Raw genomic sequence first — 26,574 nt, 5'->3', positions numbered from 1 at the left:
GGCAATACTGTGTTCATGACTTCCTCCTCGCGCACCACTGTCGCCCCTGTCTCCGGTCGTCACCGTGCACGCCCGGCCCACTCCCCGATGCGTCGTCGTCTCGCCGCTGTCGCCGCCGCCTCCGGGCTGGCCGCCGCCGGTCTGACCGGTGTCGCCTCCGCTGCTGATCTGCCCAATGTCTTCGCGTCCTCCGGTTCCGGGTCCGATGCCGCAGGTGCCGCGTCCGCGGACGCCGCCACGGCCGCCAGTGTGTCGGCCGGTTCCCTTACGGAGGGCGAAGGCGGCGCCGTGACCTCCGCAAACTCCACCGGCAACGCCATGGTCGACGGACTGCTGAACATGGTCGTCGGCTCCATCCCCAAGACCGACGTCATCGGCTCCCTCGTCGCCACCGTCGGTTCGGTGGGCACCGGGAGCCTCGCCGCGGGCTCCTGGGAAGGCCTGCCGCTCTCCTCGACCCTCGGCGAGCAGCTCCCGCAACCCGGCGAGTAGGACGCTGCACGAAGAGCACTGAGAAGAGCACTGAACCGGCGGGTACCTCCAGGTACCCGCCGGTTCACGTGTATGCCGGTCAGTGCCGGTTAATGCCGGTCAACAACCGTCAGTACCCGTAACCCCCGCCGTAACCGTAGGGGTTGTAGTTGAAGCCGTAGCCGAGGCCGAAGATGTTGTCGTCGTAGCCGTCGCCGTCCATGTCGACGAACGGCGGCGTCACCGGCTCAGGTGCGGGCGCCGGTTCCGGTGCGGGGGCCTCGGGGGCAGGCTCCTCCGTCGGTGCTTCCGAGGAGGTGGCGTCCCGCTCCTCCAACAGGGAAGGATCGGACTCGACGTAGCCGTTCTCCAGCGGCTTCGCCATCCGGGTCACGTCCTTCGGCGCCGGAGGAGCCGGCTCAGCACCGGGCGCACCCTCGGTACCCTCGGCCGGCGGCACGGCGGAGCCGCTGATGGACCCGCCGTCGTACATCTGCCGGTAGATCTCCGGGGCGAGCATCGCCGCGTAGAGGTTCGTGAAGTGCTGCGCATCGCGGTAGAGCAGGACATTGCCGACCACACCCGGGCAGCGGGTGTCGGTGCACACTGCGTCGGTGATGTCGATCTCGGTGACGTCCAGACCCGCGTAGGCCTCGAGCGCCGGGTTCACCGGGCTCATCGCCTCCGCGCGGTCGACACCGCAGTCCTTCTCCGGGTTGTCCCGCTCGTAGTTCCCGTCGGCGACACAGACGCGGGCGTTGCCCTGGGCGCCCGGGCGGTCGAGGATCCAGGGGGTGTCACGGACACCCCAGGTGTGGATCCCGGCGTCCGACAGGCGTTTGACCATGTCGTGGTACTCCGCGGGCACCTGGTCCGGACCGTCGCCCTGGATCGTCGTCGGCCGGGTGACGGTCATGAAGACACCGTCGGTCGGCAGGTTGTCGAAGATGTAGTCCTGGGCCTTCTGGTCCCATTCCGCACACTCCGGGTAGTCACTGCCGTCCCACTTCGGCAGATCGCCCATGCCGAGGACGCAGCCCAGCTTGATGATCGGAATGATCTTGATGTGACGCTGCTTGGCGATGAGGTCGAGGGCTGGCAGGTAGTGCTCGGAGTGGGAACCACCGACGAGGTACATGGTGCGGTCGGACTCGACATCGCCGTACTCGCAGGGCTCGTCGTCCTCGTTGAACCACTTCGTGAAGATCAGGTCGGAGTGCTCGAAGTGGGCGACGCAGCCGTCCTTGAGCGTGTCCGCCATCATCGGCCCGTCGTCGATCGGGTCGGGCAGGATCTGGTCGACCTCCGGCACCGGTGCACCGTCGAGCAGCGCGGCCGGGCCGGGATACTGCTCCGGGTCGACATCGTCGACCGACAGTGCCTGGGCACGTTCGTCATTGCGTGCCTCGATCCACGGCTGGAACGCGAGGACCGCCGCGGTCAGCACGGTGAGGAGTACCGCGGCGCCGGCCTTGACCTTGCCTGAGCCCGTACCGAGCGACGGGTAGAGGTAACCGCGGTCGCCGATGATCCAGGAGCGGACGGGCTTGCGGCCCTGCTGCAGCGGCTTCTCGATGTAGCGGTTCGTCAGCCAGGCCAGCACCAGGGAGACCAGGATGACGCCGAGGCCGACGGCCAGTCCACGACGGTTGCCGAGGGTGGCGGTGATACCGCTGAGGCCACCGGCGTTGGTGACCGTGCCGGTGGCGAAGTAGAAGGTCCCCAGCGTCAGCAGCGGCCAGTGCCACAGGTACAGGCTGTAGGACATCCGGCCCAGGCTCTGGAACGGACGGGTCGACAGCAGTGCCGTGACACCCACCAGGCCGACCTCCCCGTCCGTGTCGCCCTTGACGGGGTTGCCCGCGAGGATCACCAACGCGGCACCGGCGAGCGGGATGAGCGTCAGCGGGCCGGGGAACTGCGCCGCGCCGTCGAGGAAAAGACCGGTGCCGATGATCAGCGCCAGGCCGATCAAGCCGGCCGGCCAGCGCACCCACCGGGGCACCGGACGACGCAGCAGGTAGAACCCGAAAATGCCACCGAGGCCGATCTCCCAGAAGCGGCTCAGCGGCGAGTAGTAGTTCAGGCCCTGGTCGGTGCCGTGCAGGTGGACCGCGTAGACGAAGGACGCCACGGTGGCGACCATGACCAGCGTCCGCGTGACACGACTGCCGGTGGGCTTGCGGAAGACCAGGCTGATGGCACCGACAACGAGAGTGATGACCAGCAGTGAGCCGAGGTAGACCTGCAGCTGCGCCGACATCGACCAGATGTGCTGGTAGAGGCTGACATCCGTGCCGATCGCCGAATAGTCCTGCCCCTCGGACGCCAGGTTGAGGTTCTGGAAGTACAGGAGGGACGCCACGGCGTCCTGCCCGGCATGCGCCCAGCGGACCTGCGCGTACACCGCGACCGCAGCCGCAAGGGTGACGGCGACAACCACCACCAGGGCCGGATAGAGGCGCCGGAAGATCCGGAGGAACGACTGCACGACCGTCAGACCGCGCGGGTTCAGCGCATTGCGGATCTGCGGGCCGAAGAAGAAGATACCGCCGATGAGCAGGAACACGTCCACACCGGAGGACACCCGGCCGACGAACACATGGAAGATCACCACGAGGGCGATAGCGAGCCCCCGGAGACCGTCGATGTCGTGGCGGTGCGTCAGCGTGCGGCGTGGAGGCACCGGCAGATCAGAGGGTTCTTTCATGGCGGATAGACAGCCTACCGGGTCCGGTGCCTATCGCCGCAATGCGGCGCGCCGTTACACGGGAACCGAGGGACCTCCCGACAGAGGCCTGGCCGCTGATCCGACCGCTAGTACGGGAGGAGGCCGGGCGGTACCTCCTGGGACTCCCCGGTATCCGGGGCCTCCCCGGGATACCCGTCCGGGTACTCCCCGGAGTCGTCCCCCGGATAGTCCCCCGGGTCGTCCCCCGGATAGTCCCCCGGGTCGTCCCCCGGGTCGTCCCCCGGGTCGTCCTCAGAAGATTCCCCGTGCTCTCCGTCGTCCTCCGGGAGGTCCTCCGCTTCCCAGGACTTGGGGAAGCGGAAGACGTCCTTGGCGGTCGGCCCGGCCGCAGCGGCACCGGTCGTCCCGGCCTCCTCGACCGCCGCGACCTGTGCCGCCTCCATCTCGGCGACCGCCGCCGGGTCGAACATCTGCCGCTCCAGTTCCGGGGCGAGCATCCGGGAGAAGACATCGCTGAAGTGCTGACCGTCGCGGTAGACCAGCACATTGCCGATGACCGCCGGGCAGCGTCCGTCCCGGCACAGGGCGGCGGTGACGTCGAGCTCGGAGACGTCGAGGCCCGACAGCGCCACCAGGGCGGGGTTCACTTCAGCCATCGAAGAGTGCTCATCGGTGCCGCAGTCCGCCGTCTGGCCACTGCCGAGATCCTCCGCGACACAGAGACGGCCGTTGCCCTGCACGCCCGGGGCCTGCATCGCCCACGGGGTGTCGCGGACACCCCAGGTGTGGATCCCGGCGTCCGAGAACTTCTTCACCTGGTCGACGTACTCCGTCGGGGTCTGGTCCGGGCCGTCACCCTCGATCGTCGTCGGTCGGGTGACGGTCATGAACACGCCGTCGGTGGGTGGGTTGTCGAAGATGAACTGCTGGGCCTTACCGTCCCACTCGTCGCACTCCGGGTAGTCCTCACCGTCGAGCTTCGGCAGACTCATCCCCAGCACACAGCCCATCTTCAGCACCGGGACGATCTTGATGCCCTGCTGACGTCCGACGACGTCCAGGGCAGGCAGGAAGTGCTCGGAATGCGACCCGCCGGCGAGGTACATGGTGCGCGCGGAATTCACGTCGCCGTAGGCACAGAGCTCGTCAGAGCCGTTGAAGTCGTGGGTCCGGATGAGGTCCGTGTCCTCGAAACGGGCGTAGCAGCCGTCGGGCTGGGTACGCGGGAGCATATGTTCCTCATTCGTCGGATCCGGGCGCACCTCCACGTCCCCGGGCACCGGCGCGTCCTCCAGGAACGCCCGCGGACCCGGGTACTGCGCCGGGTCAAGATTCTCGTCGTCCTGGGCCGCCAGCCGCGCGTCGTCACGGTTCTGGATCACCGGACCCGCGGCGAGGACGCCCACCGTCGCCACCACAGTCACCGCGGCGACAGCGACCGCGGCACGGTGACCCACGGCGTCCTTCACGGCGGTACGCGACGGCAGCCACGCACGGGCGGGCTTACGGGTCTGACGCAGCGGCGTCTCGATGTACTTCTCCGTCGCCCACGCGAGCACCAGCGAGATGAGGATGACCGCGGCGCCGATGACCAGGCCCTTCTTCGTCCCCAGGGTCGCGGTGATGCCCTGGACACCGGTCGAGCGGTTGCCGAGGACGTCCGAGAACTGGAACGTCGCCAATGCCAGTAGCGGCCAGTGCCACAGGTAGAGGCTGTAGGAGATCCGGCCGAGCGTCTGGAACGGGGCGGTGTCCAGCAGGGCGGAGACACCCTCTGCGCCGCGACCGTCGGCGACCGGGTTACCCGCCAGGACGACCAGCGTCGCACCGGCGAGCGGGACGAGCGTCCAGGGACCGGGGAACTGGTCGGCACCGTCGAGGAAGAAGCCGGTGCCGATGATCAGCGCGACACCGACCACGCCCGCAGGCCAGCGCGCCCAGGCCAGGCGGGTCGGGGTTTCCTTGTGGACCAGCCAGATACCCAGCAGGCCACCGAGGCCGATCTCCCAGAAGCGGCTCAGCGGGGAGTAGTAGTTCCAGCCCTGGTCAGTGCCGTGCAGGTGGACCGCGTAGGCGAAGCTCGCGGCTGTCGCGAGGACGAGCAGCCAGTGCAGTGACAGGGCCGGGAACCGCACCGGCAGCTTCTTCAGCAACCACGCCAGCATCACGATGACGAGCAGGCTGCCCAGGTAGATCTGCAGCTGCGCCGACATCGACCAGATGTGCTGGTAGAGGCTGACGTCGCGTCCCACCGCGGCATAGTCCTGCCCCTGGTCGGCGAGGTGGAGGTTCTGCCGGTAGGTCAGGGACGCCGCGGCGTCCTCCGCGGTCTGCGCCCAACGGGCCCGCGCATAGACGACGAAGCCGGCGGCCAGGGTCACCGTGACGACGACGAGCAGTGCGGGATACAGACGCCGGAGTAGGCGGATGACCGACTGGACCAGCGTCTGACCGGTGGGGTTCAGGGCGTTGCGGATCTGCGGGCCGAAGAAGAAGACACCACCGACCAGCAGGAACACGTCGACGCCGGAGGACACCCGCCCGACGAACACGTGGAAGACCACCACGAGTGCGATGGCGAGACCGCGCAGCCCGTCGATGTCCCGACGGTAGGGACGACGCGTGGCGCCGGCAGTGGTTGAAGCACCCGCAGTGGCACGGGCAGTGGCGCTGGCGCTGGCGCGGCCACCGGAACTGGACGTAGTCATATCGGGAACCACCGTACCGACCCACCCCTGTCCCGATACACTCCGGACATGCTGTAATCACTGAAATGACGATGTCCACGGCGCAACGACGGTCAACACGTGCTCGTCACGGGAGCGGCCTCCGGGCCGGGCCTGGGACTGGCGACCCCTTCCCCCGACGCCGGGCCTCTGTCCTCCTCACCGGTCTCGACGATGCGCCCGCCGTGCCGGCATCACCGTCGGTGGACAGCTGGTGTTTACCGTCTCCGCCGCAGGGCTGGTGAGCATGCCGGGCATGGCGACCTGCACCGCGACCAAGGCGGCGACCGTGGCGCCGGATGGCGCTGGACACAGCCGGATGGCGTCACACGCGCGGAGCGCCTCAAGTCTGACGTTCTGAAGACGAACGCGTCACGGTGTCGTTGACTGTCACCATGACTATCGGGGGAGAGTCGGGGGCAGGGGCCCGCGATCACACACCATCAAGGCATGCACCATCAACCCGCACAGGATCGTCCATCGGAGGATCATTCCTGCCACTGGAGTACGAATGTCGGCCGAGCGACTGGTACATCGGCCGGATTCCATGGCGTCACCGCAACAGATCCGCGACGCTACCGAACTACCGGCCACGGACAAGTGCGGAACTGAAGAAGGCAGGTGTTACCAGGGTCGGTCTCCGCGACAACTGGGTGAAGGTGGACTACGGCATGTACGTCCACGTGAACCACCTTCTCCCGGCGACAACCGACTCAGATTTCCCACGGGCACGACGCGTGCACCCCGCCACCCTCGCTCTTGCCCTCATCCGTCATCCAGGGCGGATCGCCACAGGGTTCGCCGCAGCATCCTTCTACGGGATGCGTTATTTCGTCGACGAGGAGTTGCTCGCCTTTCTCACGTCGACGGGGACCCGACGTACCGGCGCGCCGGATCATGTGCTGCTGCACCCGACCCGGCTTCTTGACCTGCACCGGTCGACAGCAGTACCCGTGCACGAGGATCACCGGAAGCTGAAGTGCGCCGATGCACACACGACCCTCCCGCACATGCTGGAGTCCGTCAGCGTCCCGGACGCCTTGCGGGAGCAACGGTGGAATGTTCCCGACCTCAGCAGGATACGATCGCATCTCACCCCGGACTTCATACGGTGTGTCCAGGTCAGTGATGCTTGTCATCAGAGCATCGGAAATGTGTCACCTGCAGACCCCCGAAAGCTCAGAGTCCCTGGCGGGGTGGATGTCATGTTCGCGGCGTCTGTTCTCGGGAGTACCGACGTCGGGGCGGAGTCCCCACAGGAGACGCTGCTGCGGTTGGCCGTCAATGATCTGGCGCCGGGGCTGCGGAGTCAGATTCCGGTGTTCAAGGAGGACGGGAAGCTTCTCACGGTCAGTGACCTGGGGTGGGGGGAGCGGGGGCTGCACCTGATGTACGACGGGGTCCATCACCGGCAGAGGGAGCAGCGCGACCATGATTCGGAGGTGCTGGCCGCCCTACAGCACGGTGGTGGACGCGTCATCCGGGTCACCGCGGGGAACCTGGCGTCCATGGCGGAGATTGAGAAGCTCCGGGAACGCGTGGTTGGCGCACTGGAATGAGCCCCTGCCCTGGTCCGGGCTCGGACTACGCCATCCGGCAGATCCTGGCGCCATCCGGCTGTGTCGATTCCCACGAGAAACCGTCACAGCCGGATGGCACACACGGCTCCGAGCCGCGATGGAGGACGCGTAGGCTCTGGCGCACCGGAAAAACTCGCGGATCAACGCAGGTCAGAAGGCGGCGGACACCTCGTCGAGCGCCTCGACCTCGTCCTCGTCGAGGTCCACGGTTGCGCTGGTGAGCAGCGGTGCGACCTGCTCCACGGTGCGCGCCGAGGCGATCGGCGCGGTCACACCCTTGGCCCGCAGCCAGGCCAGGGCGACAGAGGAGGGCTCCACGCTGCGACCTTCGGCGACGGTGGTGAGGGTCTCCACCACCGCGAAGGGGTCGGCGTGCTCGGAGAGGTAGCCGGAGACCATGGATTCGCGGGCGGTGCCGGCGATGTCGTGGGCCGAACGGTACTTGCCGGTGAGCAGGCCCGAGGCCAGGGAGAAGTAGGAGAACACCGCAGCGCCGGCGACCTCGGCGAGCCGCCGGTAGTCGTTCTCGTAGCCGGCACGGGCCAGCAGGCTGTACTGCGGCTGGATCGCGGCCGGGACAGCAGCGGAACCGGCGGCGAGAGTGAGAAACTCACGCATTCGCTCCGGCGGGTAGTTCGACAGCCCGATGCGCTTCACCCGGCCGGACTCGATGAGCGCGGCAGCGGTGGCGACCTGGTCCTCGATGCCCACGGACTTGTCGTCGTAGTGGTAGTAGTACAGGTCCACGACGTCGGTCCGGAGCCGCTCCAGGGAGTCGTCGAGGTTCCGGTCAACCACGCCGCGCTCCAGGCCGGGCGCCGACTGAATCGCACCGACCTTGGTGGCGAGCACTACGTCAGAGCGCTTTCCGGACGCCGCGAACCACTCACCGAGCACGCTCTCCGATTCCCCGCCGGACAGCCCGTCCGCCCACTGGGAGTACATGTCGGCGGTGTCGATGAGCGACCCGCCGCCGGACACGAAGGCATCCAGCACGGCATGTGACTCCTCGGTGTCCGAGGTCCAGCCGAAAGTGTTGCCACCGAGAACGACAGGCAGGGCGTCAGTGAATAGATCGGGTGTGTCAGTCATGCGGACCACGGTACGCCCACCCAATCCACAGCCGCTGGCGTTACCGCTGCACTGTCGCGCAGACCAGGACACGTGCCGCGATTCCGACGTCCAAGATTCCCGTGAAATCCTCACGCATCAATGAGCAGCCACTCTCCGATGGACGACAGAAGTACGCCGGGGAACAACGCCACAAGAATACCGGGGAAAACCAGTGGTCCCGGTGAATCCACGAATTCTCCGGGACCACCCCTGTCGTAGTCCGTATTCATCTATACCATCCACTGGTCAGCAACTGCACTCGATAACACGAAGAGTTCGCCGGTATTGCCGTAATAATGATCCCACAAGCCGGCAGTATTGTATTCATGCAGTCCGCGCTCCAAGAGCTGAATGCCAGCTGCCGCCGCCAGGAAATCCGCCTCCTTGACGTTGTTTCCTCCTCCGGAGTGATCCTGCCCATCAGTTGCCCGCAGCCCCTCACCAGGCCACCGTCACCAGAGGACAATTGCCCGTCGGTGACCAGTTCGACCTTTCCACGCAACAGGACCGGTACATTCCAGCCGTCCAACGGTTCCCACTTATCACGCGCAGCCGTCCAGTCACTCCTGTCACCATCGAAAAGGCATGTTTTCCAAAACTTACATACCCGTCATGTGAAGAGCCCCGTCATGTGAAGAGCAACGACGTGGAACTACGAGCGGGGAGAAGTCATTCCCCACCCAGGTACATGACTTCTCCCCGTAGTCGTTCCGGCCGGACCGCACCGACTATCAGCGGAACCGTTTCGGCAGTTCCGGCTCGCCCAGCGACAGCATCAGCCGGTTCGCCCAGTTGAAGAAGGCCGCCGCATTGATGACGTCGATGATCTCCCCGCCCGACAGGCCGGCATCCCGCAGCGCGGTGACGTGCGGAGCACCGAAGCGCACCGGCACCGTCGCCAGCGCAACCGAGGCGTCGCGGATGGCGTTCCACAGGGCGGAGCCCAGGTCAGCGGAGACGCCTTCATCGCAGAGCCGCTGGATGGCGTCGGCCTTGGCGGCTGCATCCTCATCGTCGGCGGACTCCGCGATCGCGCGGCCGGTGTGCACCGAGGCACAGTACACGCAGCCGTTGAACCTGCTGGTCACGGCGGCGGAGAGCTCGCGTTCGGCGCGTCCTGCCCCGTCGGTGACGTTGTAGAAGATGTCCTTGTCCGTCAGCGTACGGGCCTCCAGTGCCTCGGGATCCCGGGCGAGCAGGCGGAAGTACTCCGACTTCGCCCGCAGCGGATCGACGAGCGCCACCTTCTGCCGCTCGGTGAGATCAGACTCCTCGACCGGCGGCACCCACGGCACCCAGCCGAGCGAGTGGCTCACGAAACCCCTGGGACGCACCAGGTCAGGGTAGGTGATGACGTCGAACCCGGCGTTCACCCCGGTGCCGGGCGCCGCATCGGCATGGACCGGGCGCTGCGGGGCGTCCGCCTGCCGGGCTCCGGCATGCTTACCGGGCCGGCGGACATCCCCCTGCGGCACGAACTTCGTCGCGAGGACGCCAAGACCGTGGGCGGTGCGGATCTGGAAGGTGAGGAAGGAGACGAGCTGGCCGAGGCGGACGACCTCGGTCGGCGACCACCCGGCGTCGGCCAGTGGCTGGAGTCGTTCGGCGCGCGAGTCGCGCGGGTGAAGTACCAACAGATGGGTGAACTCGAGGGCTGCGGCGAGGCGGGACCCGAGGACCTTCTTCTGCGCCTCGAGCAGGTGGAACTCCGGGCCGGGCACGGACTCGTCGGCGAGGTCCGGCTCCCGGTAGACGCCGTAGGGGGTCGGCACCCCAGCGGCGTTGACGTGGGCGCGGGCGTCCGAGACGACGGCGGCGAGGGTGGTGATCAGCGCATTCGTCTCAGTCTCGGTGGCATTGCCGTCGAGTTCGTCGACGAGCAGGTCGGTGTAGAGGCTTGTCGCCCGGGCCGCGGCGGTCGCCCCACCGTGCAGGCCTGCGACGAAGGCGGCGACGGCGTAGCGCTCGGCGAGGGTGAAGTCGCCCGGGGTCTCCGGCTCGAACAGGGCGTGGAAGGACCGCTGGGCGTTGTCGCGGGCCTGGGTGCGGTTGTGCCGCAGGCGGGCGACCGGGCCGGAGATCTCGGAGACGGGGTCGAGGTCCGCGAGGAAGTCGATGATGTCGGCGGAGGAGGTGTCTGTGGCGTTGGCGGGGCTGTCGGTCATGGCCCCCAGAGTAGGCCTGTCACCACTCCCCCCGTCCCCGCCGGATCTGACTCATACTTCGGTAGGACAGTCCGGGACCTGTGGATGATGGTGCCGCCACCGACACGGGCAGAAACTGGAACCATGTCCGCATCAGGAACACCCGAATACATCCACGCCTCCTCCTATGTCGCTGCACTGCGATCCGAGCTCGGTGACGCTGGCACCGGTCGCCGCATGACCGCACTGCTCAACCAGAAGGTCCTCTTCCCGCATCGCGGCCAGGCGACACTCGACCCCACGGTCCTCACCCTCGGCACCTGGAACGACGGAGCGGACCTCAGGATCACGAAGGACGCCGTCTCCCGGATCACCCGACAGTTCGACGACTACTACGGGGCCTTCGTCGGTGGTGCGTCCAGCGCCTGGGGAGCCCCGGTCATCATCGAGTTCACGGACGGGACCGCCGTCTACGTCCTTTTCGACCACCGCACTTTCCTGGAGAAGACGGACAACCGGAACTGGGAGGCTGACCTGCTACGGTGGATGTCCGCCTGACGAGAACCGGGGAACCCGCTGTGTCTGTAGCGTCTGCAGTATCTTGGCCGTCTGTACCGCCTGGGCCCACCGGCCTCCACAGCCCGGTGGGCCGCGACATCGCTGCTGTCGTCCTCGCTGTGCTCATGGTCACCGTGTGGTTCCTGGACCCGGATCCGCTGCCGCGGTACGCCGGCACCTGGTTCACCGTTGTCAGCGTCATCCTCGGCGCCGCGTCCGTCATCGCCCTCCGGTGGCGCAGATCCCGCGCCACGGCCGTCGCCGTCACACTGATCCTCCTCTCGACCGTCTTCGGTGTCACCGCCGGTCCGAGCCTGATCGCCCTCTTCACGGTCGCCGGGTACCGGCCACTGCGGACCACTGTCACAGTCACCGGTCTCGCCCTGGCCACAGTGCCTGTTCAGCTGGTACTCGGCTCACCCCTCCGCGGGGATGCTGTCCTGCCCGGCATGGTCCTGTTGTGCTGCCTTGTCCTCCTGTCCGTGACCTGGGCTCTCGTCCTCCGGTCCAGGCGGGAACTCGTCGCCTCACTGCAGGAACGGGCACGCCACCTGCTCCGTGAACGTGACCACGCGGCGGAACAGGCCCGCCGTGATGAACGGGAGATGATCGCCGACCAGCTCCATGACTCCCTGGCCCATCACCTCACCCTGATCAGCATGAGTGCCGGTTCCCTCAGCTACTGTGCGGACGACATCCCCGATGACCTGGCTTCCGTGGCCGGAACGGTCCAACGGCAGTCCACGGAAGCGCTCAGCGAACTGCGCGACGCGCTCCGGGATCTCCGGCAGCTCCGCGGCGCCCAGGAAACGACGGACGCCGGATTCACCGGTGATCTGGGGCGCTCCCTGGAGCTGCTGGTCCGGGAGGTCCGGGACGCCGGGCAGGACGTCGCGCTGTGTTCCCGCATATTCCCCGGTCTCAACACCCGCCTGTCCGAGGTGGTGTTCCGCGCTGTCCGGGAACTGCTCACCAACGCCCGTCGACATGCCCCGGGCGTTCCGGTCACCCTGGACGTCACGGCCAGCACGGAGGGCGGTGTCGTTGTGACCTGTACGAACCAGTCAACCGGCACCTCGTCCGGAGACCCCACCGGCACCGGCCTGATCGGTATCTCGGAGCGCGTACGGCTGTACGGCGGAAGACTCCGGACCATCACGACGGACGGTATCTTCACCGCCCGCATTGAGGCACCGTGGACACCATGACCTCCCCCGGAACAGCACCTGTCACCGTCACCATCGTCGACGACGACCCTTATGTCCGTGCGGCACTGGAAGCGCTCTTCGCCGCCGTCGATGACGTGACCGTCACCGCCGGGTACTCCAGCGGGGAGGACGCCGTCGCCGCGTCCTCCCTCGGGGACGTCGTTCTCATGGACGTCCGGATGCCCGGTATCGGCGGTATCGCCGCAACAGAGGTCCTCACGTCCCGCGACAATCCTCCCCGCGTCCTCATGCTGACCACCTTTGACCTTGACTCGGAGGTCGCGCAGTCACTCCGAGCAGGTGCGGTCGGCTACCTCCTCAAGGGGGATCCCCCTCAGTCCGTGGTGGGTGCCGTCCGTCGGGCAGCAGCAGGCCAGACCGTCCTGGCCCCTGCCGTTACCCGGCAACTGGTCGAGATGGTCGCCGACAGTGCCCGCCGGTCCGGGGAGGCGCAGCAACGGCTATCCCCGCTCACCGACCGTGAGCTGGCGATCGCCCGGTGCATCGGTGAGGGCCTGTCCAACGCGGAGATCGCCGGCCGGTTGTTCATCTCGGTGCCGACGGTGAAGACGCACGTCAGCACGATCTTCCGCAAGCTCTCCACCGACAGCAGGTTGCAGATCGCCCTGCTCGTCCGGGACGCCGGGTTGCCCGGTCACAACCCCAGGTTCAGCCCGCCGGAGCGGTAGCGGCGGCCGGGGATGGCGTCCAGCAGCTTCTTCGTGAAGTCCGTCTCCGGGTGTTCGAAGATCTCCGAGGTCGGCCCGTACTCCATCTGCCGCCCGTGGCTCATCACCGAGACCGTGACACTGATCTCGCGGACCACCGACAGGTCGTGGGAGATGAACAGGTACGTCAGCCCCAGTTCACGCTGTAGTTCGTCGAGCAGGTCGAGGATCTGCGCCTGCACCGTGACGTCGAGGGCGGAGACCGCCTCGTCGAACACGACGAGTTCCGGGTCGAGGATCAGGGCACGGGCGATGGCGACACGTTGGCGCTGCCCGCCGGACAGTTCCGCGGGACGCCGGGCCGCGATGTCCCCGCTCACCGACCCGGACCCGGCACCGAGGGCCACCCGGTCGAGGATCTCCCGGACCTTCGCGGTGATCTGTGCCTTCGGCAGGTCGGTGAGGTTGCGCAGCGGTTCGGCGAGGATCTTCCCGATGCTCTGCCGGGGATCCAGGGAGCTGTAGGGGTTCTGGTAGACCATCTGGACGCGTCGGCGCAGGTCACGGCGTCCGGACCGGTCGAGGGTGTCGATTCGCGCGGGGGCCGACGCGGCCGATGCTGCGGCGGATGCCGCGGACGCGGCACCGGGGACGGCACCGGCGAGCGTCACCGCCCCGGCGGTCGGCGCCTGGAAGGCGGTGATCATCCGGCCGAGCGTGGACTTGCCCGACCCGGACTCCCCCACGATCGCGTGGGTCGTGCCCCGGGCCACGGTGAAGGAGACGTCGTCGACGGCGACGAACGGCTCGCCGCGTCCGGGAAACTCGCAGCGCAGCGCGTCGACGGTGAGCAGCGGGGCATCCGTCCCGGTGGGCACCGGCCGGTAGGTCGACTGCTCCACCGCACTGACCAGCGAGGGGGCGTCCGCCAGGAGGCGTTTCGTGTAGGCGTCCCTCGGGTCGGTGAGGATCCGGTCGGTCGGGCCGGTCTCCCTGACCTCACCACCCTGCATGACGACGAGCTGGTCGGCGCGGTCACCGGCGACGGCGAGGTCATGGGTGATGAAGAGGATGCCGAGGTCGAGTTCGGTCCGCATCCGGTCCAGCAGATCCAGGATCGTGCGCTGCACGGTGACGTCCAGGGCACTCGTCGGTTCATCGGCGATGATGAGCTCCGGCTCGGTCGCGACGGCCGCGGCGATGAGTGCGCGCTGCTTCATACCGCCCGAGAGCTGGTGCGGATACTGGTCGTAGCGCACCTCCGGGTTGTCGATCCCGACCTGTTCGAGCAGGTCAAGGACCTTCTTCTTGCGCGCGGACGCGGACAGACGCACCGCCTTCGGCGCGATGCGCAGCCCCTCCCCCACGGACGCGCCGATGGTCTTCACCGGGTTCAGTGAGTTGTTCGGGTCCTGCGGGATCAGGCCGACACGGGTGCCGCGGATGCTGCGCCACTCGCGCTCGGAGAGGTTGGTGATCAACCGGCCGTCGAGCTTGATCGTGCCGCTGACCTCGGCGTTGCCGGGCAGCAGGCCGAGGGTGGCCATGGCGGAGGTCGACTTGCCGGAGCCGGACTCGCCGACAATGGCGGTGACCTTGCCACGCTCGACGGTGACGCTGACGTTCTTCACCGCGGGGACGCCACCACGGCGGGTGCGGTAGGTCACCGCGAGATCGCGGATCTCGAGCAGCGAGGCAGCATGGTCGGCCCCAGACGCCGCAGCAGTGCCGGAGGCCTCGTGGGTGTCCGGACGCCAGGAGCCGTCGTCCCAGTTCATGTCGGGCTTCTCAGTCATCGGATCTCCTTCCCGCCGGAGCGCTGGAGCGCCTGGCTGAGATAGTTGGTGGCCAGGACGACGAGCACGATCGCCAGGCCTGGCAGGACGGACAGCCACCAGGAGGTGGCGATGAAGTCGCGTCCCTCGGAGATGATCAGGCCCCACTCCGGGGTGGGCGGCGGGGCACCGTAGCCGAGGAAGCCGAGGGTCGACAGCTGCAGGATCGCGCTGCCGAACTGCAGGGCGGCCAGGGCCAGCACCGGGGTCAGCGAGTTCGGCAGGATGTGGCGCCACAGCACCGACCAGGCCGTACCGCCGGAACCGTAGGCGGCCTCGACGAAGTCGGCGGCGGCCACACCGAGCACCTCGGAGCGGGCCAGCCGGGCGAACATGGCGACATTGGTGACACCGACGGCGATCGCGGCATTCATCGTGCCGTAGCCCAGCAGGATGATCACCGACAGGCTCAGCAGCAGGGCCGGGATGGAGAGCAGGACGTCGACGATGCGCATGATCAGCGTGTCGAGCCAGCCGTTGCGTCCTCCCCGGACCGAGCCGGCGACCAGGCCGAGCAGGGTGCCGACGACCATGCCGACGAGCACGGCGACCAGGGCGCCGGACAGGGAGTGCCGGGCACCCCAGACCACGCGCGTGTAGAGGTCACGGCCGACGGCGTCGGTGCCGAACCAGTGGTCACCCGACGGGGCGAGCAGCGGCTCGGTGGTGCCGGACTCGGTGGGGTCACCGGAGGCGAACAGGCCGGGCACCAGGGCCCAGGCCACGGCGAGCAGGACGATGAGGCCGGCGATCCAGACGCCGGGTCGGATACGTGTCAGGGTCGTCATGCCTGCACCTTCTTCCCGCTCTTGCCGGTCTTCTGGCCGGTCTTCTCACCGGTGCGCAGCCGGGCGTCCAGCACCGGGTAGAGCAGGTCGACGAGGAGGTTGATGATGACGTAGACCGCCGCGGCGAGCACCACCACGGCCATGAGGACGGGTGTGTCGCGGTTGGCGACAGCGTCCACCGTCATCGCGCCGACCCCGGCACGGGAGAACACGGCCTCGGTGATGACCGCACCGCCGACGAGTTCGCCGAAGGTGAGCCCGGCGATGGTGATCGCCGGCAGCACCGCATTACGCAGCACATTGCGCCACAGCACCCACTGGGCGCCGGCGCCACGGGCCTTGACCACGGTGATGAAGGGCATGTCGGTGACATCGTCGATGCTGCGGATCAGCACCTGGGCCAGCGGCGCGGACAGCGGCACCGCCAGTGCGACCGACGGCAGGATGAGGTCCTGGACACTGGACGCGTGGATCACCGGGATCCACTCCAGGGTGAAGCTGAACAGCTGGATGAGGATGATGCCGAGCCAGAACGCCGGCAGGGAGACGAACAGCGGCGGAAGCGCGCGCAGCGTCGTCGAGATCCAGCGGCAGACCCGGTTGTCCGGTAGCGAGGTGGCGGTCACCGCGACGAGAACCGCGATGACCAGGGCGACCAGGAAACCGGTGAGCGCCAGGGCGAGGGTGCCGGGCAGGGCGTCGGTCAGGGAGTCCATGACATCGGCACCGGTCTGCAGGGAGTTGCCGAAGTCGAGGTGCAGGACGCCGGTCAGTGAGTTCCAGTAGCGGGTCAGGACGGGTTCATCGGAACCGTAGGCCTGCTGCATGTCGGCGATCTCGGAGGCTGAAAGACCGAGTTCGGGGTCGGCGTAGCGGGTGGAGACGGCGTCCCCGGGAAGGGCGGTGAGCAGGATGAAGGCGAGGGTGAAGCTGGCCCAGAGGACCAGGACCGCCGCGCCGATGCGGCGGAGGACTGTCATGGTGGTCATCTACTCCTCCCCTTCCACACTGGTGAGGTAGAACCAGGGTCGGCCGATCGACTCGGCGCGGAACCCGTGGACATAGGACTGCACGCCGTAGACCTGCGGTTCCTCGAACATGGGCAGGACGTAGGCCTGCTCGGACAGGTAGTCCTGGACATCGCCGGAGGCGTCCGCACGGTCCTCGGATGTGGCCGAGGAGGACACCTTCCGCAGCAACTCCTCGAGGTGTTCGTCGCCGATCGATTCGTCACCGGTCATGTTGAGCAGCTGGTTGCGGTTGCCGGAGTAGTACTGCGACTTGATGACGTCGTAGTCGGCGCGTCCGACCATGGTGACGTTGAGCTGGATCTTATCGATGTCGATCTGCGCGGCTTTCTGCGCGGCGACATCGCCGGGGTAGAGCTGCACGTCGATGCCGATCTTCTTCAGCTGCTCCTGGACCATGGTGACGACCTCACGGGTGCGGGGCTGCTGTTCGGCGTCATTGGCGGTGAGGCTGAGCCGCTTCCCGTCCTTGACGCGGATGCCGTCGGAGCCGGGCACCCAGCCCGCCTCGTCGAGAAGCTCCTTCGCATGCTCCGGGTCGAAGGTGTAGGCGTCCTTCTGCTCGCGGTAGCCCATGGCCGTGGACGCCAGGGCCGAGGTCGCCAGCGGGTAGGACCCGGAGAACAGCGAGCTCAGGATGCGTTCCCTGTCGACACCGGCGATGATCGCACGGCGGACGCGGATGTCGGAGAGCAGCGGGTGGCGGAAGCGCAGCGCGATCTGGTTGTTGACGCCGGAGGTCGGGGCGGAGAGGATGTTCACCCCGGCGTCGGTGAGGTGCTTCTCTTCGGGGGCCTCGATCTGGCGGGCGACATCACCCTGGCCGGACTTGATGCCGCCGACGCGGACGCTGTCCTCCTTGGCGACGACGACGTGGATCGTGTCCAGGTCAGGACGCCCCGTGTTCTCGCCTCGCTTACCGAGCTCCGGCGGGGCCCAGTCGTAGTCCTCCCGGGCAGACAGTGTGAGCTCGGTGTTGCGCTCCTCGTCGGTGATGACGAAGGGGCCGGAGCCGATGACGCGGCGGGCGTTGCCGGGGGCGAAGCCTTCGTCGGTCATGTCGAGGGAGGCGTCCGCCAGAAGTCCGGCGTTGAAGGAGCTGGTGGCCTGCGGGAAGCCGGGCTCGGGGTCGGTGAAGTGGAAGCGGACGGTGTGGTCGTCGAGGACCTCGCCGTGGTCGTAGGTGCTGATCTGCTCCGAGGAGGTCAGCTTCCGCTCCTTGTCACCCTTGCCGAAGAGGTCGAAATTACGGACGACGTTCTCGGCGGTGAGCGGGGTGCCGTCGGAGTAGGTGACACCGTCGCGCAGGTGGAAGGTGAATTCGGTGGCGTCCCTGTTGATCTCGGGCAGGTCGGTGGCGATCCACGGGTAGAGCTCGAGGGTGTCCGGGTCCTGCCAGAGGAGGCGGTCGGTGATGTTGTTCACCACGCCGCCGTTCGGGTAGTAGCCCGCGGTCGGCGGGTAGAGGGTCTGGAAGGGCAGGGACTCGAGGTAGGTGAGCTCATGCGGGGTGGGGCCGTCGCCGTTGCTGCAGGACGCCAGGCCGGTGACGGTGGCGAGGGCGGTGACGGCCGCGAGGGTCGTCACTGCGAAACGTCGGCGCCCCCGGCCGTTACGGTGGGGAAATAGTGACATATACAGACCTGTCTGTTTTTGGTTCAGGGCATTATCGTAGCACCGGCCCTGACCTACTACGATGTGTGGCTATGAGCTCATCGGGCACTATCGCGATCATCGGGGGAGGCCCCCGCGGCATCTCCGTCCTGGAACGTCTCGCCGCACAGCTGGCAGCGGAGACCGGAGACACCGGCGGGGGCAGCGCCGACACTGTCACCGTCCACCTCGTCGACGACACCGAACCCGGTGCCGGCCGCGTCTGGCGCACCAACCAGACCCGCACGCTGTGCATGAACACCCTGGCGGACGCGGTGACCCTGTTCACCGAGCCCGGCTCCACGGTCACCGCGCCGGTCGTCGAAGGTCCGACGATGTTCGAGTGGATCGAGCTGATCCGCGGCGATGACCTGTCGGAGACCGCCGATCCGCACGGTGCGAAGACCGCCCTGTTCCGCGGCCACCCGGCGATGGTCCGCGGCGAGTTCCACAGTGAGATCGCCGCGACGCAGCCGGAGTCCCACCCCTCCCGCGCCCTCTACGGCGAGTACCTTCGCTGGGTGCTGTCGGTGGTACTGGCACGGATCCCCGGGAACCTGAAGGTCGAGGTCCACCAGGCACGCGCCACGGAGATCACCCAGGTCACCGGGGATGACGGGATCGTCCGCGACGAGATCACCCTGGAGCACCACACCAGCGGGGACGCCGCACACCTGGCGTCCTCCCCTGTCACGGTGGTGGCGGACGCGACCGTTCTGGCCCTCGGCTGGACCGGCAATGAGCCGGACGCGCTGGAGGGGTTCACCGCCACCAGCGTGCAGATGCACCCCACGCTGCACTGGGTCCGCCCCGGCAACCCTGCCGACCAGGCGGTGGACGCCGTCGGCGCCGGTGAGGAGATCGTGGTCCGCGGTCTGGGCATGGGCTTCTTCGACCTCATGGCGATGGTGACCATCGACCGTGGCGGCAGGTTCGTCACGGACACCACGTCCCGCTCCGGCCTGGCCTACCGCCCGTCCGGACGTGAGCCGAAACTGGTCGTCGCCTCCCACCACGGCTACCCCTACCAGCCGAAGCCGGTGCTCCACGCGCTGCCGTCGCCGGCCCCGATGCCGCGGTTCCGGGCTGCGCTGGCCGGACTTCCGGAGGACGCCCCGGCGGGCTCCGTCGACTTCGGCGAGACCCTGTGGCCGGCGATCCTGCGGGACGCCCAGGCCGCCTATTACACGGTCCTGCTCAGCGGCCGGTGCCCGGGACATGCCGCGGAGGCCGACCGGCTGGCCGCGGTACTGACCGTGATCGACGACCCTGCACTGAACCCGTGGCGACTGCACACCTACCCGGAGCTGCAGGACCTGGTCCCCGAGGATGACCGCTTCGACCTGGGCTTCTACGCCGATCCGGTGGCGACCTTCGAGGGGAAGACCATCGCGGAGCTGACGGAGTTCCTCGGTGACCGGCTCGCCGCCGACCTCCACGAGGCGAACCTCGGCCAGGATTCCGCGGTGAAGGCGGGACTGCAGGTCATCGGCTCGGCACGTAAGCCCGCCCAGGTCGCCGACGAGCCTGGCCGGTTCACCACCCGGTCGCGGCGTGCGGAGTACGCCGAGCTGCGGCGCGTCGGCCAGATGGTCGGTTCCGGCCCGCCGGCGTTCCGCACCGCCGAACTGCTCTGCCTGGTGGACGCCGGCTACGTGCGCTTCCTGGGCGCGCACCCGACCCTGGTCGTCGACCCGGAGCAGCCGGCCTTCGCCATGAGTTCGCCGACCACCGGTGACGAGGCGGTGTTCTCCACCACGCTGGTGGACGCCTGGCTGCACAAGCCGGACGCCCGGACCTCGGCCGATCCGCTGACCCGACAGCTGCGGCTGGCCGGGCGACTGCGTCCCTTCACCCTGGCCGACGGCTCGGTGACGACCGCGCCGGAGGTGGATCTGGCCACGGGCCGGCTGGTGCACCCGGACGGGGCAGTTGACCCGCGGGTCCACATGCTGGGCATTCCGCTGCTGGACTACCGGGCGGACATGACGATCTCGCCGATGCCGCGGACCGATCCGCTGATGCTGCAGGAGACCGACGGGGCGGCAGTCTCCGCACTGCGGATCGCGCAGGGTTCACGGGACTGAGAATGCTCGACCTCACCGCGTCCCCCGAGGTCGTGGCGCCGCAGCTGCTCGGCGCGGTGCTGCGTCGGGTGACTCCTGACGGCACTGACGGCACTGACGGCACTGAGACGGTGGCCGTGCAGCTCACTGAAGTGGAGGCGTATCCGGGTGTCGGCGATCCGGCGTCGCACACGGCCAAGGGGTGGACGTCGCGGTGCGCGACGATGTTCGGCCCGCCCGGGCACATCTACGTCTACGCGAGTTACGGGATCCACCGGGCCGGCAATATCGTGTGTCGGCCGGCGGGGACCGGGGCCGGGGTGCTCATGCGGGCCGGACGCGTGGTCGAAGGCCTGGATGTCGCACGACGCCGGCGGACGCGCCTGCGCGACGGGGTGGCCGTGGTGCCCGCCGATGAGGCACTGGGACGCGGGCCCGGGAATCTCGGCGCGGTGCTGGGACTCGACCTGGACCTCGACGGGTCGACGCTGCACGTGGTCGGCGGTGATGGAGGTCGTGCCGGTGGTCGTGCCGCCGAAGACACGGACGCCGCCTTCACCCTCACTCCCCCGGCATCCCCGGTGGAGCATGTCCATGGTCCGCGGATCGGCATCTCGAAGAACGTCGAGGCACCGCTACGGTTCTGGATCCCCGGCGACCGGACCGTGACCACGCCGCGGGGGCGTCCGAAAGGTGTGTGAGGGGTGACGCGGGACCGGGGGCAGTCGCAACGCCGCCGACAGGCGTAGGAATGGAGGTATGAGCAGCGACAACGGAACCCGCCCGTCCATCCCGCACCAGCCCGCACCGACCGACGCCCTGCGCAGGACCAGCTCCGGCGACGGCTGGATGCTCGTCGACGGACTTCAGGACGCCTACCCGGGCACGGTGCCCCTGGCCGGCGACGCCCCCCATCACCGCACCGAGCGGGCGATCCCCTCGGCGAAAAGACTCGCCCGGCTCGACGGGGCGACAGTGGTCCGCCTGTCTTTCCGGGCAGGTGACGTGATGGCCGACCATTCGGCCGCTGCCCCGATCCTCATCATGGGCCAGGTCGGCGAGGTGGAGGTCACCGTCGCCGACGGCGGAAACACCGCGTCCGACGGTGACAGTGCCACGACGGTACGCCTCAGTCCGGGGCAGGCACTGAGCATCGCCGCGGACCGCGTCCACAGTCTCTCCGCGTCCGGACCTGCGACGGTCACCCTGCTCGTCCTCAACGGGAAGGATTGAAAAACAACTGTCCCGTCATAACTACTGACCGTTCGGCAGAACCGGACGGCCATATTGTCAGCAAAATCACCCCTGTACCCCCCCCCGGAGTCCACAATTGTGGATTGGGTCACATCCGACGACAAAGGTGCCTCCGACATGCAGCTTCACAGGAAAAATCCGGTGTCCGGCGCGGAATTCCGGCCGAGAGAAGGCTGGTGGTCACAACGGGGGTCTTGTTAGCGTCTCGGTCACACCTTTTCCCCAACCGGAAGGATCTGCCCCATGACCGATACGTTCACCGGAGCTGTCGTCGAGGAGTTCGGCGCCCCTGTCGTCATCAAGGACGTCGACCTGCCCACTCCCGGACACAACCAGGCCCTCGTCAAGCTCATCGCCTCGGGCATCTGCCACACCGACCTCCACGCCGCCCACGGCGACTGGCCGGTCAAGCCTGAGCCCCCGTTCGTTCCCGGCCACGAAGGTGTCGGTGAGGTGGTCGAGCTCGGCCCAGGCGACCACACCGTGAAGGTCGGCGACCTGGTCGGCAACGCCTGGCTCTGGTCCGCCTGCGGAAACTGTGACCAGTGCCTGAAGGGCTGGGAGACGCTCTGCCCCAACGCGGAGTACGGCGGATACACCGTCAACGGCTCCTTCGGCACCTACATGCTCGTCGACACCCGCTTCGCCCCGCGCATCCCGGAGGGCTCCGACCCGCTGGAGGTCGCCCCGATCCTCTGCGCCGGCGTCACCGTCTACAAGGGCCTCAAGGTCTCCGAGACGAAGCCCGGCCAGTTCATGGTCATCTCCGGTGTCGGTGGTCTCGGCCACCTCGCCGTCCAGTACGCCAAGGCGATGGGTATGCGCGTCATCGCCGTCGACATCGCCGACGAGAAGCTGGAACTGGCGAAGAAGCACGGTGCGGAATTCACCGTCAACGCCGCCGAGGTCGACCCGGCCGAAGCCGTCGAGGAGTACACCGACGGCGGTGCGCACGGCGTCCTCGTCACCGCAGTGCACCCGCAGGCGTTCGGCCAGGCGATCAACATGGCCCGCCGCGCCGGCACCATCGTCTTCAACGGTCTGCCCCCGGGAGAGTTCCCCGCCCCGATCTTCGACATCGTGCTCAAGGGTCTGACGATCCGCGGCTCGCTCGTCGGCGACCGCCAGGACCAGGTCGAGGCGCTGGACTTCTACGCCCGCGGCCTCATCCACCCGACGGTGACCGAGTGCCGCCTCGACGACGTCAACGAGGTCTTCACCAACATGGAGAAGGGCAAGATCGACGGACGCATGGCGATCCGGTACTGATCTTCCCCTTCGCCGACATCCTCAGGGATGTCCGCAGTGCGCAGCGTGAGGCTGTTCTGACCCGGGTCAGAGCAGCCTCACGCTGCGCGTTGCCGACACAGCGGAACGGATACGCCGGGCCGCCGTCGTCACCCTCGCCGACCATCGCCCCGTCAGCAGAGCTCGGCGTCCTCGAAGAAGTCCTCGGGCACGCCGCGTTCCCGCAGGTCATCCTCCGCATAGCAGTACGCGCTGTGCGCCTCGCTGTACTGCGGGACCTGCTCCCACTGCGTCCCGTTCCACCCGTAGAGGAACTTCGTGTCGCCACCGCTGAGAATGACCGTCGCCGTCCCCGCGGCAGTCGGGGATCTCCCACCCCTCCGGGACCATCACCGCCCCGCCGGGGAAGAGTTCCGTGCCTTCAGCGAGGGTGTCATCCAGCGCCGCACAGTTCTCCGTGCCGGACGCCTCGTTATCCGGGCCCCCGCCACTCCCGTCGCTGTCATCATCCCCACAGGCGGCGAGTCCCAGGCCCAGGACAACCGCGCCGAGGGACGCACCCACCCGCCCGGCGCGCCTGACATCCGTCGCAATCTCCACCCGCATACCTGCACCCATGGCCACTGCCCTCCCGTGGAGCGTCATCTACTTTTCAGATGAACAGTATCCGGCGGTGACCGCGGGCGCCTACACCCGGTAGCGCTGCACCGCGGACCAGGTCGGGTCCACCTCGTCATCGAGGGACGCCTCGCCGATCTCCCAGGTGGAGACCGTGGCACGCAGGGAGTTGAGGAGATGGTCCAGGTCGACGACACCGTCACCAGCGCCGACACCCAGGTAGTAGTGCAGGGTCACCGCGTCCTGCCGACCCACGCCATCCAGTCCGGCGCCGGGTTGACCGGTCCCGGCGCCCTCCTGATGCACCACCGCGACGAGCAGCCCGGCGTGATTCTCCCGGACCGTGGCCGACAGGGCGTCCTCCAGTGCGAGGACGGTGGAGCGGACCTGCGCGCCGGTGAGGTCCGTCGAGCGGAAGGGGTCGATGTGCAACGTCACCGCGACATGACGGTCATGCCCCGGGGCGACCGTCGGCGCGAGCGGCACGATGGTGCGCACCGTCGCATCCGCCCCGTCGACCTCCATGCGTAGCTCGGTATGCGTCGGGTTGCCGTCCGGGTCCTTCGCGGAGGACGCCATGCGGTCCACGCGAATCCCCAGGTCAGCCATGCTCACGGCATGTTCCGGACTGTGGTCGGTGACCTCGATCGAGCCGATCCACGTCGCGACGGTCGGGACGCCCAGGGCGTCCTCCAGCAGTTGGCGGGCCACGGCGACGCCCGGGGTGGCGTCCCCGTCGGAGGACGCGGCATCTGGAGAAACAGCCGCACCGAACAGTCCCGCACGCAGCGCCGCGGTCTTCGCCGAGCCCCACTGCGGGTGCCACACCGTCACATGGATGATGCTGTGACCTGCGCGGACACCGATCCTGCAGTCGGCGGAGTCAAGAGCGGCGTCAGTCACAGAGCGTCGAGCGCCTGGGTGAGGTCGGCGATCAGGTCGTCGATGTCCTCGATGCCGATGGAGATGCGCACCAGGTCGTCGGGCACCTCGAGAGCGGAGCCGGCGGCGGACTGGTGAGTCATCTTCGCAGGGTGCTCCAGCAGCGACTCCACGCCACCGAGCGACTCCGCCAGGCAGATCAGCCGGGTCGACTCGCAGAACTTCAGGGCGGCGTCCTCGCCACCGGCGAAGCGGACCGACACCATCGCGCCGAAGCCCTTCATCTGCTCCGCGGCGATGTCGTGGCCGGGGTGGTCCGGCAGGCCCGGGTAGAGGACGGTGTGGATCTCGGGGCGGGACTGCAGGAACTCGGCGACGGCCTGGGCATTCGCGCAGTGGCGGTCCATGCGTACACCGAGGGTCTTGATACCGCGGTAGGTGAGGTAGGCGTCGAAGGGCCCGGGCACCGCGCCCACGCCACCCTGCAGGAACAGCAGCTCACCGTCGAGATCCTCGTCGTTGGTGACGACCACGCCACCGACGACGTCGGAGTGTCCGCCGAGGTACTTCGTGGTGGAGTGCATCACCACGTCCGCACCGAGAGCCAGCGGATTCTGCAGGTAGGGGCTGGCGAAGGTGTTGTCGACGACGAGCTTCGCGGCGTGGCCGGCGTCCTTGATCGCGGCGGCGGTGGCGGCGATGTCGGTGATGCCGAGCATCGGGTTGGTCGGCGTCTCCAGCCAGACCAGCTTCGTGTTCTCCTGCAGTGCGCCGGCGATCTGGGCGGTATCGGCGGTGTCGACGATGGAGCAGGTGACGCCCCATTCCCTGTAGGTGGTGTCGATGAGGCGGAAGGTTCCGCCGTAGGCGTCGGATCCGAGGATCAGGTGGTCTCCGGGACGCAGCAGGGCGCGCAGCAGGGTGTCGGTGGCGGCCATGCCGGAGCCGAAGGCGCGGCCGAAGCGGGCACCTTCCAGGGCGGCGACGGCCTGCTCGACGGCGGTGACGGTCGGGTTGCCGCAGCGGGAGTACTCGAAACCGCCGCGGAGCTGTGCCACCCCGTCCTGGGCGTAGGTGGTGGAGGTGTAGACGGGCACGTTGACCGCGCCGGTCTGGCCGTCCGGCTCGTAGCCGGAGTGGATGGCGTTGGTGTTGAAGCCGAAGGGACGGCCGGTGGCGTCGGTCAGGCGGGCAGCGGCCGTGAGTGCTGCCTCGCGTCGCGCGGCGGTACCGGCGTCCGCCCGGTTCTCGTGCTCGGCGTGCTGTGCCTGATTGGCGCTGGTCATCGGGTGTTCTCCTGGGTGCTTCTCGTCGTTGCCCCGGGTCGACGTTCCGGGACAGTGCATGCGCAGGCCATCCTATCGGACAGAGCTGTCTGGCACGGCGTCCGGCATACTGTCTGGCATGGTTGAATCTGATCCCGCCGACGCCGTTGACGCCGCCGTCCGTGCCGAGGTGGACGCCGATCCGCGCTCCATGTGGGACCGCATGGTCGCCGGGGAGCTGTACCACGCCGACGACCCGGAGATCGCCGCTGCGGGCCTGGCCGCCCGCTCGGCGTGCTGGAAGCTGGGGCAGACGGATCCAGCGGACGTGGCGTCCTACGAGGAACAGCTGCGTGACCTGCTCGGTTCCGTCGGGAAGGACGCCGTGATCTGGCCCGGGCTCCGGGTGGACTACGGGCAGAACATCCACCTGGGTGATCGCGTGTTCCTCAACGTGGACGCCACGATCCTCGACGTCTGCCCCGTCCATATAGGTAAGGACACGCGGATCGGACCCGCCGTGCAGATCCTCACCCCGCTGCACCCGTTGACCGACCATGCGCTGCGGGCGACGGGCTGGGAGTACGGTGCGCCGATCACCATCGGTGAGAACTGCTGGTTCGGTGGGAATGTCACGGTCTGCGCGGGTGTGACCATCGGCGACAACGTGGTCGTCGGCGCGGGGTCCGTGGTGACGCGCGACCTGCCGTCCGGTGTGCTGGCTATGGGAACGCCGGCGCGGGTGGTCCGGGAGTTGTAGGACGCGGGGATGCTGAG

20 protein-coding genes are annotated in these 26,574 nt (G+C 68.1%); 10 read left to right on the top strand and 10 right to left on the bottom strand.

What is annotated here, in order from left to right:
* Nucleotides 1–15: 15 nt before the first annotated feature.
* The gene (locus tag CVA01_RS01965) at nucleotides 16–492 is read left to right on the top strand and encodes a hypothetical protein (RefSeq protein ID WP_141328223.1); all 477 of its coding nucleotides are present in this window, start codon (nucleotides 16–18) and stop codon (nucleotides 490–492) included.
* Between the two features lie 109 nt (nucleotides 493–601).
* On the opposite strand, the gene CVA01_RS01960 is transcribed toward CVA01_RS01965, so the two are convergent.
* Nucleotides 602–3,181 (bottom strand): acyltransferase family protein, encoded by a 2,580-nt coding sequence (locus CVA01_RS01960; RefSeq protein ID WP_141328221.1) that lies wholly within the window; start codon nucleotides 3,179–3,181, stop codon nucleotides 602–604.
* Between the two features lie 107 nt (nucleotides 3,182–3,288).
* Nucleotides 3,289–5,871: an acyltransferase family protein gene (locus CVA01_RS01955; protein ID WP_141328219.1), complete on the bottom strand. Its 2,583-nt coding sequence runs from the start codon at nucleotides 5,869–5,871 to the stop codon at nucleotides 3,289–3,291.
* Nucleotides 5,872–6,272: 401 nt separating this feature from the next.
* On the opposite strand from CVA01_RS01955, the gene CVA01_RS01950 reads away from it, so the two are divergent.
* On the top strand, nucleotides 6,273–7,448 hold the full coding sequence (locus CVA01_RS01950) for a putative endonuclease domain-containing protein (protein WP_244938089.1): 1,176 nt from the start codon (nucleotides 6,273–6,275) through the stop codon (nucleotides 7,446–7,448).
* Nucleotides 7,449–7,619: 171 nt separating this feature from the next.
* Here CVA01_RS01950 and CVA01_RS01945 read toward each other — a convergent pair whose 3' ends face one another.
* Nucleotides 7,620–8,561, bottom strand: coding sequence for an aldo/keto reductase (locus CVA01_RS01945; RefSeq protein WP_170209660.1), 942 nt, complete (start codon nucleotides 8,559–8,561; stop codon nucleotides 7,620–7,622).
* A gap of 752 nt (nucleotides 8,562–9,313) precedes the next feature.
* Nucleotides 9,314–10,747, bottom strand: a complete 1,434-nt coding sequence (locus CVA01_RS01940) for an alkylhydroperoxidase domain protein (protein ID WP_141328215.1) — start codon at nucleotides 10,745–10,747, stop codon at nucleotides 9,314–9,316.
* A 123-nt stretch (nucleotides 10,748–10,870) separates the two neighbouring features.
* On the opposite strand from CVA01_RS01940, the gene CVA01_RS01935 reads away from it, so the two are divergent.
* From CVA01_RS01935 to CVA01_RS01925, 3 genes are all read left to right on the top strand, one after another.
* Nucleotides 10,871–11,284, top strand: a complete 414-nt coding sequence (locus CVA01_RS01935; RefSeq protein WP_141328213.1) for a hypothetical protein — start codon at nucleotides 10,871–10,873, stop codon at nucleotides 11,282–11,284.
* A gap of 86 nt (nucleotides 11,285–11,370) precedes the next feature.
* Complete coding sequence (locus tag CVA01_RS01930) at nucleotides 11,371–12,492, top strand: sensor histidine kinase (protein WP_141328211.1); 1,122 nt, start codon at nucleotides 11,371–11,373, stop codon at nucleotides 12,490–12,492.
* Nucleotides 12,489–13,181, top strand: a complete 693-nt coding sequence (locus tag CVA01_RS01925; protein WP_141328209.1) for a response regulator — start codon at nucleotides 12,489–12,491, stop codon at nucleotides 13,179–13,181. The genes CVA01_RS01930 and CVA01_RS01925 overlap by 4 nt, the downstream gene beginning before the upstream one ends.
* Here the strand turns inward: CVA01_RS01925 and CVA01_RS01920 are convergent.
* The 4 genes from CVA01_RS01920 to CVA01_RS01905 are packed head-to-tail and all read right to left on the bottom strand — an operon-like array spanning nucleotide 13,148 to nucleotide 18,446.
* Nucleotides 13,148–14,938 (bottom strand): dipeptide ABC transporter ATP-binding protein, encoded by a 1,791-nt coding sequence (locus CVA01_RS01920; RefSeq protein ID WP_141328553.1) that lies wholly within the window; start codon nucleotides 14,936–14,938, stop codon nucleotides 13,148–13,150. The genes CVA01_RS01925 and CVA01_RS01920 overlap by 34 nt on opposite strands.
* Before the next feature lie 14 nt (nucleotides 14,939–14,952).
* Nucleotides 14,953–15,783: an ABC transporter permease gene (locus CVA01_RS01915; protein ID WP_141328207.1), complete on the bottom strand. Its 831-nt coding sequence runs from the start codon at nucleotides 15,781–15,783 to the stop codon at nucleotides 14,953–14,955.
* Nucleotides 15,780–16,772, bottom strand: a complete 993-nt coding sequence (locus CVA01_RS01910) for an ABC transporter permease (RefSeq protein ID WP_141328205.1) — start codon at nucleotides 16,770–16,772, stop codon at nucleotides 15,780–15,782. The genes CVA01_RS01915 and CVA01_RS01910 overlap by 4 nt, the downstream gene beginning before the upstream one ends.
* Nucleotides 16,773–18,446 (bottom strand): TIGR04028 family ABC transporter substrate-binding protein, encoded by a 1,674-nt coding sequence (locus CVA01_RS01905; RefSeq protein ID WP_141328203.1) that lies wholly within the window; start codon nucleotides 18,444–18,446, stop codon nucleotides 16,773–16,775.
* Nucleotides 18,447–18,517: 71 nt separating this feature from the next.
* On the opposite strand from CVA01_RS01905, the gene CVA01_RS01900 reads away from it, so the two are divergent.
* The 4 genes from CVA01_RS01900 to adhP all read left to right on the top strand — a co-directional run bounded on the left by CVA01_RS01900 (nucleotide 18,518) and on the right by adhP (nucleotide 23,053).
* Nucleotides 18,518–20,551: an FAD/NAD(P)-binding protein gene (locus CVA01_RS01900; protein WP_141328201.1), complete on the top strand. Its 2,034-nt coding sequence runs from the start codon at nucleotides 18,518–18,520 to the stop codon at nucleotides 20,549–20,551.
* Nucleotides 20,552–20,553: 2 nt separating this feature from the next.
* Nucleotides 20,554–21,231 (top strand): DNA-3-methyladenine glycosylase, encoded by a 678-nt coding sequence (locus CVA01_RS01895; protein ID WP_141328199.1) that lies wholly within the window; start codon nucleotides 20,554–20,556, stop codon nucleotides 21,229–21,231.
* A gap of 58 nt (nucleotides 21,232–21,289) precedes the next feature.
* A complete protein-coding gene (locus tag CVA01_RS01890; protein WP_141328197.1) occupies nucleotides 21,290–21,763 on the top strand; it encodes a cupin domain-containing protein in 474 nt (157 codons plus the stop codon).
* A 264-nt stretch (nucleotides 21,764–22,027) separates the two neighbouring features.
* On the top strand, nucleotides 22,028–23,053 hold the full coding sequence (adhP, locus tag CVA01_RS01885) for an alcohol dehydrogenase AdhP (protein ID WP_141328195.1): 1,026 nt from the start codon (nucleotides 22,028–22,030) through the stop codon (nucleotides 23,051–23,053).
* 666 nt (nucleotides 23,054–23,719) lie between these two features.
* On the opposite strand, the gene CVA01_RS01880 is transcribed toward adhP, so the two are convergent.
* Entirely contained in the window at nucleotides 23,720–24,553 is an 834-nt protein-coding gene (locus CVA01_RS01880; protein WP_141328193.1) for a hypothetical protein, read from the bottom strand.
* Nucleotides 24,550–25,818, bottom strand: a complete 1,269-nt coding sequence (locus tag CVA01_RS01875) for a cystathionine gamma-synthase (RefSeq protein WP_141328191.1) — start codon at nucleotides 25,816–25,818, stop codon at nucleotides 24,550–24,552. Before CVA01_RS01875 ends, CVA01_RS01880 begins: the two co-directional genes overlap by 4 nt.
* Nucleotides 25,819–25,936: 118 nt before the next feature.
* Here CVA01_RS01875 and CVA01_RS01870 point away from each other — a divergent pair, with 118 nt between their 5' ends.
* Nucleotides 25,937–26,557, top strand: coding sequence for a sugar O-acetyltransferase (locus tag CVA01_RS01870; protein ID WP_014008692.1), 621 nt, complete (start codon nucleotides 25,937–25,939; stop codon nucleotides 26,555–26,557).
* Nucleotides 26,558–26,574 lie beyond the last annotated feature (17 nt).

Origin of the sequence: Corynebacterium variabile (genome assembly GCF_006539825.1) — a bacterium.
Classification (GTDB): domain Bacteria; phylum Actinomycetota; class Actinomycetes; order Mycobacteriales; family Mycobacteriaceae; genus Corynebacterium; species Corynebacterium variabile.
The sequence above is the reverse complement of the archived record's forward strand: the minus strand, read 5'-3'. Positions and strand labels throughout refer to the sequence as shown.

Bases quoted from the DNA above. Each gene is read 5' to 3' on its own strand.
- CVA01_RS01965 (WP_141328223.1), top strand. From the start codon at position 16: ATGACTTCCTCCTCGCGCACCACTGTCGCCCCTGTCTCCGGTCGTCAC.
- CVA01_RS01960 (WP_141328221.1), bottom strand. From the start codon at position 3,181: ATGAAAGAACCCTCTGATCTGCCGGTGCCTCCACGCCGCACGCTGACG.
- CVA01_RS01955 (WP_141328219.1), bottom strand. From the start codon at position 5,871: ATGACTACGTCCAGTTCCGGTGGCCGCGCCAGCGCCAGCGCCACTGCC.
- CVA01_RS01945 (WP_170209660.1), bottom strand. From the start codon at position 8,561: ATGACTGACACACCCGATCTATTCACTGACGCCCTGCCTGTCGTTCTC.
- CVA01_RS01940 (WP_141328215.1), bottom strand. From the start codon at position 10,747: ATGACCGACAGCCCCGCCAACGCCACAGACACCTCCTCCGCCGACATC.
- CVA01_RS01935 (WP_141328213.1), top strand. From the start codon at position 10,871: ATGTCCGCATCAGGAACACCCGAATACATCCACGCCTCCTCCTATGTC.
- CVA01_RS01925 (WP_141328209.1), top strand. From the start codon at position 12,489: ATGACCTCCCCCGGAACAGCACCTGTCACCGTCACCATCGTCGACGAC.
- CVA01_RS01920 (WP_141328553.1), bottom strand. From the start codon at position 14,938: ATGAACTGGGACGACGGCTCCTGGCGTCCGGACACCCACGAGGCCTCC.
- CVA01_RS01915 (WP_141328207.1), bottom strand. From the start codon at position 15,783: ATGACGACCCTGACACGTATCCGACCCGGCGTCTGGATCGCCGGCCTC.
- CVA01_RS01910 (WP_141328205.1), bottom strand. From the start codon at position 16,772: ATGACCACCATGACAGTCCTCCGCCGCATCGGCGCGGCGGTCCTGGTC.
- CVA01_RS01905 (WP_141328203.1), bottom strand. From the start codon at position 18,446: ATGTCACTATTTCCCCACCGTAACGGCCGGGGGCGCCGACGTTTCGCA.
- CVA01_RS01900 (WP_141328201.1), top strand. From the start codon at position 18,518: ATGAGCTCATCGGGCACTATCGCGATCATCGGGGGAGGCCCCCGCGGC.
- CVA01_RS01895 (WP_141328199.1), top strand. From the start codon at position 20,554: ATGCTCGACCTCACCGCGTCCCCCGAGGTCGTGGCGCCGCAGCTGCTC.
- CVA01_RS01890 (WP_141328197.1), top strand. From the start codon at position 21,290: ATGAGCAGCGACAACGGAACCCGCCCGTCCATCCCGCACCAGCCCGCA.
- adhP (WP_141328195.1), top strand. From the start codon at position 22,028: ATGACCGATACGTTCACCGGAGCTGTCGTCGAGGAGTTCGGCGCCCCT.
- CVA01_RS01875 (WP_141328191.1), bottom strand. From the start codon at position 25,818: ATGACCAGCGCCAATCAGGCACAGCACGCCGAGCACGAGAACCGGGCG.
- CVA01_RS01870 (WP_014008692.1), top strand. From the start codon at position 25,937: ATGGTTGAATCTGATCCCGCCGACGCCGTTGACGCCGCCGTCCGTGCC.